Source organism: Sphingobium sp. C100, from assembly GCF_000508185.1.
GTDB lineage: Bacteria > Pseudomonadota > Alphaproteobacteria > Sphingomonadales > Sphingomonadaceae > Sphingobium.
Window position 1 is genome coordinate 1 of record NZ_AYOY01000218.1, and the last position, 15,961, is coordinate 15,961.

The 15,961-nt window shown below is 64.6% G+C and carries 17 protein-coding genes; 7 read left to right on the forward strand and 10 right to left on the reverse strand.

Annotated elements, in window-relative coordinates:
- Window positions 1–1,061: class I SAM-dependent methyltransferase (locus C100_RS47180; RefSeq protein WP_024022189.1), on the forward strand; the 1,061-nt coding region annotated here is incomplete at its 5' end.
- Between the two features lie 6 nt (window positions 1,062–1,067).
- Here the strand turns inward: C100_RS47180 and gmk are convergent.
- Window positions 1,068–1,733, reverse strand: coding sequence for a guanylate kinase (gmk, locus tag C100_RS47185; RefSeq protein ID WP_024022190.1), 666 nt, complete (start codon window positions 1,731–1,733; stop codon window positions 1,068–1,070).
- 75 nt (window positions 1,734–1,808) lie between these two features.
- Here gmk and C100_RS47190 point away from each other — a divergent pair, with 75 nt between their 5' ends.
- Window positions 1,809–2,360: a DUF2585 family protein gene (locus tag C100_RS47190; protein ID WP_200866607.1), complete on the forward strand. Its 552-nt coding sequence runs from the start codon at window positions 1,809–1,811 to the stop codon at window positions 2,358–2,360.
- On the opposite strand, the gene C100_RS47195 is transcribed toward C100_RS47190, so the two are convergent.
- Both C100_RS47195 and fumC read right to left on the reverse strand, forming a co-directional pair.
- On the reverse strand, window positions 2,357–2,704 hold the full coding sequence (locus tag C100_RS47195) for a hypothetical protein (RefSeq protein WP_024022192.1): 348 nt from the start codon (window positions 2,702–2,704) through the stop codon (window positions 2,357–2,359). The genes C100_RS47190 and C100_RS47195 overlap by 4 nt on opposite strands.
- Before the next feature lie 40 nt (window positions 2,705–2,744).
- On the reverse strand, window positions 2,745–4,130 hold the full coding sequence (gene fumC, locus C100_RS47200) for a class II fumarate hydratase (protein WP_024022193.1): 1,386 nt from the start codon (window positions 4,128–4,130) through the stop codon (window positions 2,745–2,747).
- 174 nt (window positions 4,131–4,304) lie between these two features.
- Between fumC and C100_RS47205 the strand changes: the two genes are divergently transcribed.
- Window positions 4,305–5,522, forward strand: coding sequence for an MBL fold metallo-hydrolase (locus tag C100_RS47205; RefSeq protein WP_024022194.1), 1,218 nt, complete (start codon window positions 4,305–4,307; stop codon window positions 5,520–5,522).
- A gap of 165 nt (window positions 5,523–5,687) precedes the next feature.
- Window positions 5,688–6,050: a hypothetical protein gene (locus C100_RS48495; RefSeq protein WP_161633942.1), complete on the forward strand. Its 363-nt coding sequence runs from the start codon at window positions 5,688–5,690 to the stop codon at window positions 6,048–6,050.
- A gap of 468 nt (window positions 6,051–6,518) precedes the next feature.
- Here the strand turns inward: C100_RS48495 and C100_RS47210 are convergent, their stop codons facing one another.
- The 3 genes from C100_RS47210 to C100_RS47220 all read right to left on the reverse strand — a co-directional run bounded on the left by C100_RS47210 (window position 6,519) and on the right by C100_RS47220 (window position 7,986).
- The gene (locus tag C100_RS47210; protein ID WP_024022195.1) at window positions 6,519–7,007 is read right to left on the reverse strand and encodes a DUF3617 domain-containing protein; all 489 of its coding nucleotides are present in this window, start codon (window positions 7,005–7,007) and stop codon (window positions 6,519–6,521) included.
- A gap of 106 nt (window positions 7,008–7,113) precedes the next feature.
- Entirely contained in the window at window positions 7,114–7,410 is a 297-nt protein-coding gene (locus C100_RS47215; RefSeq protein WP_024022196.1) for an HNH endonuclease, read from the reverse strand.
- A 12-nt stretch (window positions 7,411–7,422) separates the two neighbouring features.
- Window positions 7,423–7,986 (reverse strand): DUF3617 domain-containing protein, encoded by a 564-nt coding sequence (locus C100_RS47220; protein ID WP_031310407.1) that lies wholly within the window; start codon window positions 7,984–7,986, stop codon window positions 7,423–7,425.
- Between the two features lie 162 nt (window positions 7,987–8,148).
- Here C100_RS47220 and uvrB point away from each other — a divergent pair, with 162 nt between their 5' ends.
- Window positions 8,149–10,332, forward strand: a complete 2,184-nt coding sequence (gene uvrB, locus C100_RS47225) for an excinuclease ABC subunit UvrB (RefSeq protein WP_031310408.1) — start codon at window positions 8,149–8,151, stop codon at window positions 10,330–10,332.
- 88 nt (window positions 10,333–10,420) lie between these two features.
- Here uvrB and C100_RS47230 read toward each other — a convergent pair whose 3' ends face one another.
- From C100_RS47230 to C100_RS47245, 4 genes are all read right to left on the reverse strand, one after another.
- Window positions 10,421–10,765, reverse strand: a complete 345-nt coding sequence (locus tag C100_RS47230) for a hypothetical protein (protein WP_200866606.1) — start codon at window positions 10,763–10,765, stop codon at window positions 10,421–10,423.
- A 73-nt stretch (window positions 10,766–10,838) separates the two neighbouring features.
- Window positions 10,839–11,249 (reverse strand): hypothetical protein, encoded by a 411-nt coding sequence (locus tag C100_RS47235; RefSeq protein WP_024022200.1) that lies wholly within the window; start codon window positions 11,247–11,249, stop codon window positions 10,839–10,841.
- Window positions 11,250–11,265: 16 nt separating this feature from the next.
- Entirely contained in the window at window positions 11,266–12,237 is a 972-nt protein-coding gene (gene pip, locus C100_RS47240; RefSeq protein WP_031310410.1) for a prolyl aminopeptidase, read from the reverse strand.
- 176 nt (window positions 12,238–12,413) lie between these two features.
- Window positions 12,414–12,758 carry a hypothetical protein gene (locus tag C100_RS47245; RefSeq protein ID WP_024022202.1) on the reverse strand — a complete coding sequence of 115 codons (345 nt, stop codon included), beginning with the start codon at window positions 12,756–12,758 and terminating at the stop codon, window positions 12,414–12,416.
- Between the two features lie 131 nt (window positions 12,759–12,889).
- On the opposite strand from C100_RS47245, the gene C100_RS47250 reads away from it, so the two are divergent.
- Entirely contained in the window at window positions 12,890–13,594 is a 705-nt protein-coding gene (locus C100_RS47250; RefSeq protein ID WP_024022203.1) for a 2OG-Fe(II) oxygenase, read from the forward strand.
- Window positions 13,595–13,746: 152 nt separating this feature from the next.
- On the forward strand, window positions 13,747–15,961 hold a 2,215-nt coding region (locus C100_RS47255; RefSeq protein WP_031310411.1), incomplete at its 3' end, for a hypothetical protein.

Here is a 15,961-nt window from a genome sequence, read left to right on the forward strand (position 1 = left end):
CGGCTGACGACCTGCCGCTGGCCGAGCGGCTGGCGCGCCAGATCGCCTCGGGCGGGCCGATCTCTGTCGCTCATTATATGGGCGAGGCGAACCAGCATTATTACGCCACCCGCGACCCGCTGGGCATGGACGGCGACTTCACGACCGCGCCCGAAATCAGCCAGATGTTCGGCGAGCTGATTGGTCTGGCGCTGGCCGACCTCTGGATGCGGTCGGGTCGCAGCCCTGAAGCCGCCTATGTCGAGCTGGGGCCGGGACGCGGCACGCTGGCCGCCGACGCGTTGCGGGCGATGGAGCGCGCCGCGCTCGCCCCCCCGGTGCATTTCGTCGAGACCAGCCCCACGCTGCGCGGGCGCCAGCGCGCGCTGCTGCCGCAGGTGGTCCATCATGACGGCGTCGACAGCCTGCCCGACAAAAGACCGCTGCTGATCGTCGCAAACGAGTTTTTCGACGCGCTGCCGGTCCGCCAATGCATCCGCGTCGGCGACGAATGGCGCGAGCGCGTCCTCCTCTCCCGCGACGAACCGGGGCGCTTCATCCCGGTGGCAGGCTATCGCCGCATCGAATCGGGCCTGCCGCCGCTGGCGGCCGAAGCGCCCGACGGCGCGATCCTGGAATCGCCGATCGTGGGCGCCGGCATCGCCTATGCCCTGGCCCAGCGCATCGCGCGCCAGGGCGGCGGCGCGCTGATCATCGACTATGGCTATGAAGGCCCGACGCTGGGCGATACGCTTCAGGCGGTGAAGGCGCACCAGTTCGCCGACCCGTTCGCCGATCCGGGGGAGGTCGACCTGACCACCCATGTCGATTTCACCATGTTGGGCAATATGGCGCGGCAGGCCGGCCTGCGGGTTCATGGCCCGGTCGGCCAGGGCGCTTTCCTGCGCCAGCTCGGCATCGACGCACGCGCCGATCAACTGGCCCAGGGCACGCCGGCAAGAGCGGAGGAAGTGGAGGCCGCGCGCGTCCGCCTGACCGATGCGGCGGCGATGGGCACGCTGTTCAAGGCGATGGCCTGGACCCATCCCGACTGGGCCGACCCGGCGGGGTTCGAACGATAGGGAGGATCAATCCTCCTGATAATAGCGGCTCAATTTGCGGATGAAGCCGATCAGGCCCGTCTGCCGGCTGCGCTTCATGCGTTCGGCGTGAAGAATGGTCTGCACGCTGCGGAAACAATCGTCCGCATCGACATTGCACAACACATAGTCATAACCGTCCCAGTGCGCGATCTCCCCCGCCGCGCGCGACATGCGGCCAACGATCACTGCTTCGCTGTCGGTGGCGCGGCCGCGCAGGCGGCGCTCCAGTTCCTCCATCGACGGGGGCAGAATGAATACGCGCACCACGTCGCCGCCGGCGATCTGGTGCAATTGCTGCGCGCCCTGCCAGTCGATGTCGAACAGCACGTCCTTGCCCGATTTCAGCATCGCTTCGACCGAAGCGCGCGGCGTGCCGTAGCGCTGGCCAAAGACATGCGCCCATTCCAGAAACTCATGGTCGTTCGCCATGCGCCGGAATTCTTCCAGGTCGACGAAATGGTAATCCTTGCCCTCGATCTCGCCGGGTCGCATCGGTCGCGTCGTGGCGGACACCGACATGGACAGGTCCGGTTCGGCCGCGAGCAGCTTGCGCGCGATCGTCGACTTGCCAGCGCCCGAGGGGGAGGACAGGACGAAAAGCACGCCGCGGCGCTTGAAATCGGTGGTCTCTGTGGTGATGCTGTCGGCCATGACCGCTAGTGGCCTCAAGAACGGGCTTTTGCAAGGGGTTGGAGGAAAACGGGATTGGCGCGCTCACGTAAGAAGTTGAATAGAAAAGGCTTTATCCTCGTCGCGCTAATCGTTGCGGTGACCTGCGCCATTCTCTTCCTGATGCAAAGGCCGCTCATCTGCACCTGCGGACGGGTCGAATTCTGGCATGGCGCGCTCGACAGCGGCAACAGCCAGCATCTGGCCGACTGGTACAGCCTTAGCCATGTCATCCACGGCTTCCTCTTCTATGCCGCCGCGCACTGGCTGCTGCAGCGGCAGCCCATGGGCCTCCGGCTGGCACTGGCGGTGGGGGTCGAGGCGGCGTGGGAGATTGTCGAAAATTCCCCCTTCATCGTCGACCGCTATCGCACCGCGACCATTGCCCTTGGCTATTCGGGCGACTCCATCGTCAATTCGCTCAGTGACATCGGCATGATGACGATCGGCTTCCTGTTCGCCGCCCGCGCGCCTGCCTGGTTGACGGTGACGCTTGCGATTGCCCTGGAATTACTGGCGCTGGCGGTGATACGCGACAATCTGACGCTCAACATCCTGATGCTGACCTGGCCGATTGACGCGGTCCGGGAGTGGCAGGCGGCGCTTTAAGCCTTGTTCGCCTTGCGCGCGCTGTCGATCGGGATCGGCTCGCCGCTCTTGTCAGTCAGCAGCTTCAATGCCTTTTTGCGATCGCCCTCGCGCTTCGCCTCATAGAGCTTGCCAGCCATATAGGCTCCGGTCACGAACAGCGCGCCGGCGGGGTAGCGCATGATAAGCCGTTTGGCGCCCATACCAGCGAGGATGCCGGCAACCCCGGTCTTGCCGGTGCGAGCGGCGACGCGGGTCGCCACCACGGTTGCACCCACGCGCGCAGCCTTTCGCAACAGCCCGGCTTTTTTCGGCGGACGGATCGCGACGAGCGGCGCGGCGGTGTCAGGCTTTTTCCTCTTCATACAGAGTTAATGTATCGCATGGCCGCCGGTTCCACCATGCTCAAACCATATTTTCCGGGCGGACCAGCCGATCGAAGGTCGGCTCGTCCACCAGCCCCAGTTCCAGGCCGGCTTGCTTGAGCGTCAGCCCTTGTTTGTGGGCGTGCTTGGCGATGGCGGCGGCATTGTCATAGCCGATTTCGGGGGCGAGCGCCGTCACCAGCATCAACGAGCGATCGACAAGTTCGGCGATCCGTCCCTCATTGGCCATCAGCCCATCGACGCAACGTTCCACGAAACTGTCCATGCCAACGCTCAGCAGATGGATCGACCGCAGCACCGCCGCGCCGATCAGCGGTTTGAACACATTAAGTTCCATATGGCCCTGCATCCCGCCCACAGTCACAGCCTGATGATTGCCGATCACCTGCGCCGCGACCATGGTCAGCATTTCGCACTGGGTCGGGTTGACCTTGCCCGGCATGATCGAACTGCCCGGTTCGTTGGCCGGAAGGTCTAGTTCGCCCAGACCTGAACGGGGACCACTGCCCAGCAGGCGGATGTCATTGGCGATCTTGGTCAGCGCGACGGCGATGCTGTTGAGGCGGCCGGAGAAATCGACCAGCGTGTCCTGGCTGGCCAGCGCCTCGAACTTGTTGGGCGCGGTTTCGAACGGGAAACCGGTGAGCGCGGCGATCTCGGCCGCCACATCCTCGGCAAAGCCCGGCGGCGTGTTGAGTCCGGTGCCCACCGCCGTGCCCCCCTGCGCCAATTTGGAGAGGCCATGGTCGACCAGCGGCACGATGCGCGTGCGGGCGAGGCGGATCTGGGCATAATAGCCGGAAAATTCCTGCCCCAGGGTCAGCGGCGTCGCATCCTGCAAATGGGTGCGGCCGATCTTCACGATATGCGCCCAGGCCTTCACCTTTGCGAGCAACGTATTTTCCAGCCGCTCCAGCGCCGGGAGCAGATGGCGCTGCGCGGCCAGCGCGGCGGCGACATGCATGGCGGTGGGGAAGCTGTCGTTGGACGACTGGCTCATATTGACATGATCGTTCGGGTGAACGGGCGATTTGCCGCCGCGCGCGCCGGACAGCATCTCGTTGGCGCGGCCGGCAATGACTTCATTGACGTTCATGTTCGATTGGGTGCCGCTGCCGGTCTGCCAGATGACGAGCGGGAACTGGTCGTCAAGGCGCCCATCCGCCACTTCGGCAGCGGCGGATTCGATCGCGTCGGCCAGCTTGGCGTCCAGGCCATGACGGCGGTTCACCCGCGCCGCCGCCTGCTTGACGACGGCGAGGGCATGAATGATGCCGGCCGGCATCCGCTCGGTCGCGCCAAAAGGGAAATTCTCGATGCTGCGCTGGGTCTGCGCGCCCCAATAGGCGTCCGCGGGCACCTCCAGGGCGCCGATGCTGTCACTTTCGGTGCGGGTGGCGGTCATTTGGAAGCTCCCAGCTGAGAATAAATCGCAGAACATGTAGGAAGAAGGACGGACATTCCAAGCCTAGCGGCCGCTCTGCCCGACTCTGCTTTCCCGCATGTTGGTAGGCGTCGGCGGTTCCAGCCGCCGCCTTAATGCTCTATGGCCGCGCGCATCTTCAACGTGGGAGCAACTATGGGTCGGCTTGTCAGCATCATCCGGGGCGCGGGCGTCGCCCTGTTGTTCCTGGTCATTGCGCTGTGTTTGATCCTCACCATCCTGCCCCCGTTTCTGGATCGCGTCTATTATGACGGGCCGGTCAGCCGCCATTATGACGGCGCCCGCTTTTTCAATCCCGACGGCGCGATCGAGCCGCCCGCGCCGCCCGGCACCAGCCGCCAGACCTTCATCGCACGCTGGCTGCTGGGCGCGGACGACCGACCGCCCTGGCCCGAAGCGATCGCGGTAAAACCCTCCCGCCCCGCCCCCTTTGCCGCGCCGCGCGGCATGAGCGCGACCTGGGTCGGCCATGCGACGGTGCTGGTGCAGGCGGCGGGCCTCAACATCCTGACCGATCCGATCTGGTCGGACTATGCCAGTCCGTTCCCCCCGCTAGGCCCAAAACGGGTGGCGCAGCCCGGCATCCGGTTCGACGACCTGCCGAAAATCGACCTGGTCCTGCTCAGCCACAATCATTACGACCATATGGACCTGCCCACCCTGAAGCGACTATGGGCGCGCGATCGGCCCAAAATCGTCACCAGCCTGGGCAACGACACCATATTGAAGGCGAACGGCATCCCGGCGACCGCGCTCGACTGGGGCCAGTCGGTCAGCGGCGCGGCGCTCAATGGCCTAGCGCCGCAAGCGGTGATCCAGTGCGGCAGTTACGAACATTGCCCCGATTATCAGGTGCATGTGACCCGCAACCATCATTGGAGCAGCCGCTGGGGCACCGACCGCAACCGCGCGCTCTGGTCGAGCTTCGTCATCGAAACGCGGGCGGGCAATATCTTCTTCGCTGGCGACACCGGCGCGGGCGACATGGGCTGGACGGGGCAGGCGCGCCGTTTCGGACCGATCCGGCTGGCGCTGATCCCGATCGGCGCCTTCCGCTTCTGGAAGGGGCAGATGCAATCGGACGCGCATATCGGCCCGGTGCAGGCGGTGGAGGTCTTCCGCCGGCTGGGCGCGTCGACCGCGATCCCGATCCACTGGGGCACATTCCGCCTGTCCTATGAAGGATGGAACACGCCGCCGCGGATGCTGGAACTGGCGCTGCGCTGCGCGGGCATAGAACGCAAACGCTTCGCCCCGTTGCGCATCGGCCAGTCGCTGCCGGTGCCGGTCGTCAGCCCCGTGCCGGTGGGCCGCAAGCAATGCGACGAAAGGGCGATCCGGGCGCTGGAGTGAGGCGACAGGCGAGCGGGCACATCTTGCCCTGCGCGATTGGCGCGCAGGAGGCGAGAGGGATCGCCGCCGGTGCGGGAATGACGAAAAGGGTGGATGGCGGAAGGTCGGCTTTACATTTTTTCTTACGCTAAGCAGACATTAGGGGTGTTGGTGTATGGCAGCCATATGGCATTTTCAGCGAACAACGAAGCGAGACAGACGGTTGACCCTCAACGTCATCTTGAACTGGTTCCCTCGGGCGGTTCGTCGGACGGCGATCGATATTTTGAAATAAGAGGTGAACAGATCGCAGGACGCTTCGCGGCCTACATAGCTACCCCAACCGCTAACGATGCGTTGAAACAGACATGCGATTTTATCTGGATCGTTAACTCGGTTTCCTGTCCTCCGGAACAACGTTCCACCTTTAAGGAGGTTATAGTTGAGGCATTGCTCGCCTACAAATTCGCCCATGGCTATCCACAGGATCAGAGTGCTGGCGTGATCTTTGGGGATGACCCAAATGCGACCGCTTACCGGCATCCATAATTTAGCCCCTTCTGCCTATAACTGGTCGTGTGCCGCCGGGCAGCTTGCCCCAAACGGCTTCATTCTCTTGCCCGGTGGCGCCCAACAACGAAGAGACAGCCTGCAACAAGTGGTGTTCCATACGCGAGCGAGAATAACACGGCCCAGTCTATAAAATCGGCAGCTGTGCCTAACACTACCGGGGGCCACATCGGAATTGATCCTGACCACAGCGCACCAAGGACCATTCCCGGCAGAATGATGATAGCCCAAAATAGGCCGAGTATTTTCGCAGCCAGCTTCATGAATGCCAGTTTCATGTCTGCTTTGAAGAATTGCAAGCAAGTCCGGAACAGGCAAAAAATGGTCGATGGTGGCCAACTAATTTGAACGTCATGCAAGCGCCAGTTGGCCCCCGCGCTCTCTGGGCGACGATAGTGGGATGGTCGCTGCCAGCCACCCCCGTCATCGTCGCCCGTCCCGCGTTATTCAGCCTGAGGGGCAATCGCCCACGCGCCGGGCGGTCAGGTCGTGGGTGGTGCGTAGCACGGGTTGGCCGCCTTCGGTCTTCGTCATGGTCGTGCCCAGGGTCATGCTGTCGGCGGTATAATTGCCCTCTACCATGAGTTCCGACACGCCCGCGCCCGCCTTGCAGCTCAAGGTCACGATCAACCGGCCCTTGCGCACCAGCTTGTCCTTGTAGATGCAATCCTGCCCCTCCGGCCCGGCCAGCGCGTCGGCGTCGGGCGCACCATCCTGATCGATGGCGAGGCAGAGTTTCTCCTCCCCGATCTGCTTGAGCGCTTCCTGATATTGGGCCGGGGTAACAGTGGGCGTGTTATAGCCGGTGGTCTTGCGCGTCAGTTCCCACTGGCCGGCCTGCATCATCACCGGCGCTTCCTCCGCCTCCGGCGCGGGTGCGGGATCGCTGCCGCAGGCGGCAAGGCCCAGGACCGCGCCAAGCATCATATATCGCATAACCTCTCCCCTGTTCCGTTATCGGACCTGTTTGATTATCGAACCATGGCCAAGGCTCTACTCCTCTGGCCCAAAGTGCAAGGGGCCAAAATGCGGGGCGTGTGCTTCATCGCCGCCGCCGCCCGCCATCCTGTCTGGTCGGCGCGTGAAAATCGGCCGGCTTGCCCGCGATCCAGCGCAGGAAATGGGCGATGGCAGGGTGGTCGCGCAGCGCCGCCGGATCGGCATAGCCGCGCGCCAGTTCCATATTGCTCAGCGTCGCGTGGATGGTGCGGTGACAGATCGGATGGACGGGCACCGTGTCGCGCCCGCCCCGGCTCCGGGGCACCGGATGATGCCGTTCGACCCGGTCCCCAAGCGGGCGTTCACACAGCCAGCAGCAATGCCCTTCATGCGCCTCCACGACCGCTGCGGATCACTGATCCTCCTGGCACGTCGCGCCGATCCACTTGCCTTCCGACCGGGCCTTCATCGCCATGGCCGACCCCTGCGGCCCGCCCTCCATCTTCATGTCCATGTCCATCCTATAATGGTCGGGCGCGTAGGTGCCGGACATGGCCGCGTTCATCGTGCCGCCCTCCGCCTTGCACGACAGCTTCCCCTTCACCGTGCCGCCGACGGCCGAGAAGTCGGCATAGCGGCAATTTTTATCCTCCTGGCCGGAGAACATGTCGGCGCTCGGATTGGCCGCCTCTTCGGGCGTGACGCAATATTTGAGCGCGGTCTGGCTCATCATATGCTTCATCTGCTCCTCCATCCCGTCCGGCGCGCCGGGCATTCCCGACAGGTCGATGTCCTGGATGGTGAAGCGCCCTTCCCACTGTCCGGGCTTTAGCTGCACCTTGTCGATCGCCTTTTTCACCTGCGCCTTGCTCATGGCGTCGGTCGCGGCGATGTCCCCCGCCTTGTCACCAGGCTTATCGCCACAGGCGGCGAGGCCCGTCGTGAACAATGCGAGCATCAAGACTGTCCGGCGCATGTCATTCCTCCCTGTTTCCCTACCCAAGCCGACCATAACGAAGCTGCGCGCCGGTTCAATGACATGGGACAAATGGGTGGCGAAGGCTGGCTATCGGTCCAAGGTCGCCACCATCGCGCGACGCGGATTGCGCCTGTCGTGAAAGACCCCATATTCGACCCCATGTCGATTCAGATCCGCACCACGCTGGACGAGCCGGAGACCGGCGAGACCTTCGTCCCCCACCGCCCGGCGCGCCCCGAAAAAAGCGAGGGCGGCCGGCCCTTCACGCTGGTGAGCGATTATGAGCCGTCGGGCGACCAGCGCACCGCGATTCCCGAACTGGTGGAACAGGCGCTGGCGGGCGAGCGCGACCAGGTGCTGCTGGGTGTGACCGGCTCCGGCAAGACCTTCACCATGGCCAAGGTGATCGAGGCGTTGCAGCGGCCCGCGCTGATCCTGGCCCCCAACAAGATTTTGGCGGCGCAGCTTTATGGCGAGTTCAAGAGCTTCTTTCCCGACAATGCGGTCGAGTATTTCGTCAGTTATTATGATTATTACCAGCCCGAAGCCTATGTCGCGCGTTCCGACACCTATATCGAGAAGGAAAGCTCGGTAAACGAAAGCATCGACCGGATGCGCCATTCGGCCACCCGCGCGCTGCTGGAGCGGGACGATGTCATCATCGTCGCGTCGGTATCCTGCCTCTATGGGATCGGGTCGGTCGAAACCTATTCGGCCATGACCTTTTCCATGAAGAAGGGCGGGATCGAGGATCAGCGGGAAATCATCCGCAAGCTCGTCGCGCTCCAGTACAAGCGCAACGACGCAGGCTTTGCGCGCGGCAATTTCCGCGTGAAGGGCGACAATCTGGAGATTTTCCCGTCCCATTATGAGGATACCGCCTGGCGCATCAGCTTCTTCGGCAACGAGATCGAGGCGATCGTCGAGTTTGATCCCCTGACCGGCAAGAAGGTCGCCAGCCTCGATTATGTGAAGGTCTTCCCAAACAGCCACCATGTGACGCCGGGGCCGACGCTCAAGCAGGCGATGGAGGCGATCCGCTTCGAACTGGCCGAGCGGCTGAAGGAACTGGTCGCGGAAGGCAAGTTGCTGGAGGCACAAAGGCTGGAGCAGCGCACCAATTTCGACCTGGAGATGATCGCGGCGACCGGAAGTTGCGCAGGGATCGAGAATTATTCCCGCTTCCTGACCGGCCGCCTGCCCGGCGAACCGCCGCCGACCCTGTTCGAATATCTACCTGAGAACGCACTGTTGTTCGTGGACGAAAGCCACCAGACCGTGCCGCAGATCGGCGCGATGGCGCGGGGCGACCATCGGCGCAAGATCACGCTGGCCGAATATGGCTTTCGCCTGCCCAGTTGCATCGACAACCGGCCGCTGCGCTTCAACGAATGGGACGCGATGCGGCCGCAGACGGTCAGCGTCTCCGCCACGCCTGGCCCTTGGGAGATGGAGCAGACCGGCGGCGTGTTCAGCGAGCAGGTGATCCGCCCCACCGGCCTCATCGACCCGCCGGTCGAGATCAAGCCGGTGGAGGACCAGGTCGACGATCTGATCAACGAATGTCGCAAGGTGGCGGCGCAAGGCTATCGCACGCTGGTCACGACACTGACCAAGCGCATGGCCGAGGATCTGACCGAGTTCATGCATGAGGCGGGGATCAAGGTCCGCTACATGCACAGCGACGTCGAGACGCTGGAGCGCATCGAGCTGATCCGGGATTTGCGGCTGGGCGTCTATGACGTGCTGATCGGCATCAACCTGCTGCGCGAAGGGCTCGATATTCCCGAATGCGGGCTGGTGGCGATCTTGGACGCGGACAAGGAAGGCTTCCTGCGCTCCGAAACATCGCTGATTCAGACGATCGGGCGTGCTGCGCGCAATGTCGAGGGGCGCGTCATCCTCTATGCCGACCGGATCACCGGGTCGATGGAGCGCGCGCTCAACGAGACCGGGCGGCGGCGCGAGAAGCAGGAAGCCTATAATCGCGAGCATGGCATTACGCCGACCACGATCAAGCGCAACATCGGCGACATCATCGCCCATGTCTCGTCCAAGGATCAGGTCACGGTCGACACCGGGCTGGACGACCGGCCGCATCTGGTCGGCCATAATCTGCGCGCCTATATCGAGGATCTGGAAAAGAAGATGCGCGCGGCGGCGGCCGACCTGGAGTTCGAGGAAGCCGGGCGGATCAGGGACGAGATCCGCAAGCTGGAGGCGGAGGAGCTTGGCCTGCCCGCCGACGAGCAGGTCGCAGCGCCGCGCGGGCGTGCGACCGAGGGGAAGCCGGGAACGCGGAAATTGCGCTATGGGAAGACGCAGCGGAAGTTCGGGCGGTAGGTATCGAACCGATCCTGGAGATGTGATCTATCCCCCAACCGCGCTATCGCCCGGCGATCTACGCCGCCTGAACGGCGCGCCCTTCCCCTCAATCCGTGCGGCTGGTGACGTTCGCCGTGCCGTCGGGGGTAATTTCGATCAGATGCGCGCTGCCATTATTGCATTGCGCTTTCCAGCCACGGACGCCTGGCCGGATATCGGCGCGCTGTGAGTCCGTGACGCTCGGGCAGGCGGTGCCGGAATCGCGGATCGCCTTTTCAAAGACACCGTTGCGCAGCCCTTCGTCCAACTGCGCGACCTGTGCCGCCGCGCCGGTTTCCGGCATGCTGCGATTGACGGGCGCCGCTGCCTGATCCTCGCCGCCGCCGCCGCCGCAGGAGGCGAGGGCGAGGGCGGCGGGGATCATCGCCCATCCCGACATCATGGTCTTCATCAGTCTCGCTCCTGTTCCTGTTCCTGTTCGTTCGCCCAATGGCAAAGCGGCGACCCGCGTTGGGGTTCCGCCCTCAATTGTCGGTCCGTGGCCGGGGCGCGAGCCGGCTGCTTTCCAGCAGCGGCAGGCCGCCCTCGGTCGGGACATAGATGATGCTGGCGTCCTTGCCGTCGATCGCCTGGATTTGCAGATAGCGCAGATAGCCGTCCGGCCCGCCCAGACTGTCCTGGAGGATGCGGTTGGCGCGCGCCGCGCCTTCGGCCCGCACGACTTCGGCGTCGGCCAGCATCCTGGCGCTTTCCAGCCGCGCCTTCGCTTCCAGCACCGCGATCTGGCGCGACGATTGGGCTTCGGCCAGCGCGGCGCGGCCCGCCTGTTCCTTGCTGTAGACATTATAGGACGGGCAGCCCCAAAGGACGCCCGACACCGTCACGAAGAATAATATGGCGAGCCCCAGCACGCCGGTTCCGGTCAGTCGCATCATCCCCCCGCTATCCGCTTCAATCCGCAAACCCGTCGGTCGCGCGGATCAGCGCGTCCAATATGCCCGGCTCATTATAGGCATGGCCCGCGCCCTCGATCATCTCGAACCGCGCCTGCGGCCAGGCGCGGTGCAGTTCCCAGGCGGTTTCCGCCGGGCAGGCCATGTCGTAGCGTCCCTGCACGATGACGCCGGGAATCTCCGCCAGCCTGGCCGCGTCGCCGATCAGTTGCCCGTCCTCCAGCCAGCCGCCATGGACGAAATAATGATTTTCGATGCGGGCGAAGGCGAGCGCGAAATCGTCCGCGTCGTGGGTCGCCGACAGCGCCGGGTCGGGCAGCAGGCGGATCGTCTCGCCCTCCCACACGCTCCAGGCGCGGGCGGCGGCGACCTGCGCCGCGCGATCATCACCGGTCAGGAGGCGGCGATAGGCGGCCACCATATTGCCGCGCTCGGATTCCGGCACCGGGGCGACGAAGCGTTCCCATTTGTCGGGAAAGATGCGGCTGGCGCCATGCTGATAATACCAGTCGATCTCCGACGGGCGGATCGTGAAGACGCCGCGCAGCACCAGTTCGGTCACGCGCGCGACATGGGTCTGCGCATAGGCGAGCGCCAGGGTCGACCCCCAGCTGCCGCCGAACACCAGCCAGCGATCGACGCCCATCATCTCACGCAGCCGCTCGATATCCGCCACCAGATGCCAGGTCGTGTTGGCATCCAGCCCGGCGTGCGGCGTCGAGCGGCCGCACCCGCGCTGGTCGAACAGCAGCACATCGTAGCGCGCGGGATCGAACAGCCGGCGATGGTCGGGCGATATGCCGCCGCCCGGCCCGCCATGAAGGAAGACGGCCGGCTTGGCGCCCGGCGTCCCGCACCGTTCCCAATAGAGACGATGCCCGTCGCCGACATCGAGATGGCCCGAGGCGAAAGGGGTGATCGGGGGATAGAGGCCGCGTCCCTGCCCCTGGTCAGTCGTGCCGCCGTGCATCATCGCCAATCTTCCCGAACTTCGCGCATATGCGCGCTGTGGATTCTATGAAAGTTGTTATTTATCAATTACTTATAATATGGCACACAGGGATGGAACAGGGGTTCCGGCGCCGTGCTTCATCATAGCGGCGATGCCCGCGTTGGGCCAGCGACTTCGCGGCGGATATTGAGGGGTTAGCGACGGCTGGTCGCCCACCGGTCAACCAGCATCGCCACGAGTCCCGCCGGTATGGACAGGCCGCACAGCATTATCAGACCCACCACTAGAAGCGGGCCGGTTCCGTTGTTCATCCACATCACGGGAAGCTGCGCAACTGTTACGATGATGCCCGCCAAGCCCCATCGGCTTCGAAGCAGGAAGCCGGCCAAAGCCGACAGCACCAATGAAACCGGATACCAGATCGTCCAATAGGCATCCGCATCCCATGGCTCCCCGACAGCGGAGGCATAACAAATATATTGCCAATATAGTCCACTTGAAATGAGCAATATAAAAGCGGGAAGGACGCGTATTTTCATATGGATAGGCTTTCATAAGGAGAGCTGATTGCCAATCACCCTTTACCGACGAGACAGCGCGCCCTGCTCCACCGAGAGCGATCTCATCGCGGCAGGCGAACCGCCGCTCGTGTTTGGACGCAAGGCGCGGGATGACGGCGAGGCGCGGCGATGCCATCCTTGTTCCCATGGACCTGACCGACATAGACCGGCATGGCGCGGCGCGACTGCCCGCCCTGCTTTCCCCCGACCAGTGCGCCGCGATCGCGGCGCTGTGGGACAGCCCCGCCGTCTTTCGCAAGGAAGTGGTGATGGCGCGGCATGGCTTTGGCTGCGGGCGCTATCGCTATTTCGACTATCCCCTGCCCCCGCCCGTGGCGACGCTGCGCGACGCGCTCTATCCCGCGCTGGCGGCGCAGGCCAACCGCTGGGCGGCGATGCTGGGCACGGGGGATATATATCCGCTGCGTCATGCGGATTTCCTCGCCCGCTGCGCGCTGGGCGGGCAGGACAAGCCGACGCCGCTGCTGCTGCGCTATGAAGCCGGGGACTGGAATGCGCTGCACCAGGATGTCTATGGCCCGCATATCTTTCCGTTGCAGGCGGCGGTGCTGCTGTCGCGGCCGCAGACGGATTTCACCGGCGGCGCCTTCATCCTGACCGAACAGCGCCCGCGGATGCAGTCGCGGCCCGAAATGGTGCCGCTCGACCAGGGCGATGCGGTGATATTCCCGGTGCGCGACCGGCCGGTGCAGGGGACGCGCGGCGTCCACCGGGTGCAGATGCGCCATGGCGTCAGCCGCCTTTTGTCGGGCACAAGATATATGCTGGGGATCATCTTTCACGACGCCGCCTGATCGCCCGCGCCTCTGGACAACCCCTGTCGGCAAGCCCCCGTTCAGCCACCCCATTACAATTTGCGACAAATTTGTCCGGCAAATGCCAGAATCTTGCGACATGTGGCACCTAGACCGGACATGAAGGTTCCGATCTGTCTTTGGGGGTTTTTGTGCGCCGATCCGCATCCGTCTTTCTGTTGCCCATGATGATGGGCGCCGCGCCCGGCGCGTTGCTGGCGCAGGACCAGCCCCCCACGCGCGCGCCGCAGGACGCGATGGACGAGGGCGAGGAGATCATCGTCACCGGGCAGCCCCAGCGCGGCGCGGTGATCGGCGAGATCGAGGCGGAACAGCAGCTTTCCTCCGCCGACGTCCGCGCGCTGGGCGTCACGTCCATCAGCGAACTCATCACCGAACTGGAGCCGCAGACCAACGGCACGCCGATCATCCTGCTGAACGGCAAGCGCATCTCCAGCTTTTCCGAGATACGCGACCTGCCGTCCGAAGCGGTGGCGCGGGTGGACATCCTGCCCGAACAGGTGGCGCTCAGCTATGGCTATGCGCCCACGCAAAAAGTGGTGAACATCGTGCTGCGCCAGCGTTTCCGCGCGGAAAATGGCGAGTTCAAGCTGGGCACGACCACCGAGGGCGGGCGCGAAAATGGCGAGGTCGAAGCCGGCATCATCCGTATCCAGGGCGACAATCGCTTCACCCTGAACCTGGAATATAGCCGCGCCGCGCGCCTGCTGGAAAGCGAGCGCGACATCGTGACGACCCCGGCCAACCGCCCCTATGCGCTGGCGGGCAATGTCACGTCCACGGTTCAGGGCGCGGAGATAGACCCGGCGCTGTCGGCATTGGCGGGCCAGTCCGTAACGGTGGCCGCCGTCCCGGCGAGCGCGGCCAATGGCGCGCCGACGCTGGACGATTTCGTCGCCGGGGCCAATGCGCAGGCTGGCGTCGACCTGACCCGCTATCGGACGCTCAGCCCGGCGACCGAGAATTTTTCCGCCAACGCGACCCTGGCCCGCGCGCTGGGCGGCGTGTCCGCGACGATCAACGGGCGGCTGGAACTGTCGGAAAACGACTCGCTGCAAGGGCTGTCGACGGCGGCGCTGGGGCTCAACGCGGGATCGCCCTTTTCCCCCTTCGGCCAGGACGTGACGCTTTACCGCTATCTGGCGCAGGCCGGCGCGCTGGGGCAGCAGGTGCGCGGCACCACCGGCCATGTTGGCGTGACGCTGAACGGGCAGATCGGGCGCAAATGGCAATGGTCCTTCACCGGCAACGGCGACCTGTCGATCACCCGCACCCGCACCGACCGGGGCGTCGATACCGATGCGATCCAGGCCGCGCTCGACGCGGGCGATGCGAGCGTCAATCCCTATGGCGACTTCGCCCCCGGCCTGCTCGCCACGCGGATGACCGACACCGCGCGCGCCAAGAGCCAGGCGGTGCAGGCCGACCTGCTGGTGAGCGGCGCGCTGTTCCGCCTGCCCGCGGGCGATGTCATGACTTCCATCCGGCTCGGCGGATCGGCCAATGGCTTTGAAAGCCGCTCGGTCCGATCGGGCGAGGAACGCCGCACCGATTATAGCCGCGAGATCGGCAGCGGACAGGTGAGCGTGGACGTGCCGCTGACCAGCCGGTCGAAGGGCGTGCTGGGAGCCGTGGGCGACATCGGCGTCAACCTGAACGTCGCGGCGCAGCAGCTTTCCGATTTCGGCACGCTTTCGACGCTGGGCTATGGGCTGCGCTGGCAGCCGGTGAAGGCGGTGCAGATATTGGCGTCGGCCAACCAGGATCGCGCCGCGCCGACCGGATCGCAGATCACCGATCCGCTGATTTCCACGCCCAATGTCTCGGTATTCGACTATGCGACCGGGCAGAGCGTGTTCGTCACCCAATTGTCGGGCGGCAATGTTTCGCTGCGGGAAAGCGTGCGCGACCAGTTTCGTTTGAGCGCGCGGGTAAAGCCGTTCGAAAAGCCCAACCTGACGCTGACCGCCACCTATCTCAACAGCCGCACCAGCAATCCGATCGCCGCCTTCCCGACGCCCACGCCGGATATAGAGGCGGCCTTCCCGCAACGCTTCGTGCGCGACGAGGACGGCAATCTGTTGCAGGTCGACGCGCGGCCGATCAATTTCCTGCGGTCGCAGAGCGAGCAGTTGCGCTGGGGCTTTGACCTGTCGATCCCGCTGAAATCGCATATGCAAAAGGTGATCGAGGCGTGGCGCGCGGCCGGATCGAAGCCGGAGGAGCGGCCCAAGGAACTGGCGGACATGCGGGCGGCGTTCGGCCGCAACCGACCCCAAAGCGGGCAGGAGGGTGGCCGGGACGGCGGATCGCCGTCAGCGGAGAGCGGCGACCGGCCACGCGGTG

Bases quoted from the DNA above. Each gene is read 5' to 3' on its own strand.
- gmk (WP_024022190.1), bottom strand. From the start codon at position 1,733: ATGGCCGACAGCATCACCACAGAGACCACCGATTTCAAGCGCCGCGGC.
- C100_RS47195 (WP_024022192.1), bottom strand. From the start codon at position 2,704: ATGAAGAGGAAAAAGCCTGACACCGCCGCGCCGCTCGTCGCGATCCGT.
- fumC (WP_024022193.1), bottom strand. From the start codon at position 4,130: ATGACCGCCACCCGCACCGAAAGTGACAGCATCGGCGCCCTGGAGGTG.
- C100_RS47205 (WP_024022194.1), top strand. From the start codon at position 4,305: ATGGGTCGGCTTGTCAGCATCATCCGGGGCGCGGGCGTCGCCCTGTTG.
- C100_RS48495 (WP_161633942.1), top strand. From the start codon at position 5,688: ATGGCATTTTCAGCGAACAACGAAGCGAGACAGACGGTTGACCCTCAA.
- C100_RS47210 (WP_024022195.1), bottom strand. From the start codon at position 7,007: ATGCGATATATGATGCTTGGCGCGGTCCTGGGCCTTGCCGCCTGCGGC.
- C100_RS47220 (WP_031310407.1), bottom strand. From the start codon at position 7,986: ATGCGCCGGACAGTCTTGATGCTCGCATTGTTCACGACGGGCCTCGCC.
- uvrB (WP_031310408.1), top strand. From the start codon at position 8,149: ATGTCGATTCAGATCCGCACCACGCTGGACGAGCCGGAGACCGGCGAG.
- C100_RS47230 (WP_200866606.1), bottom strand. From the start codon at position 10,765: ATGAAGACCATGATGTCGGGATGGGCGATGATCCCCGCCGCCCTCGCC.
- C100_RS47235 (WP_024022200.1), bottom strand. From the start codon at position 11,249: ATGATGCGACTGACCGGAACCGGCGTGCTGGGGCTCGCCATATTATTC.
- pip (WP_031310410.1), bottom strand. From the start codon at position 12,237: ATGCACGGCGGCACGACTGACCAGGGGCAGGGACGCGGCCTCTATCCC.
- C100_RS47245 (WP_024022202.1), bottom strand. From the start codon at position 12,758: ATGAAAATACGCGTCCTTCCCGCTTTTATATTGCTCATTTCAAGTGGA.
- C100_RS47250 (WP_024022203.1), top strand. From the start codon at position 12,890: ATGACGGCGAGGCGCGGCGATGCCATCCTTGTTCCCATGGACCTGACC.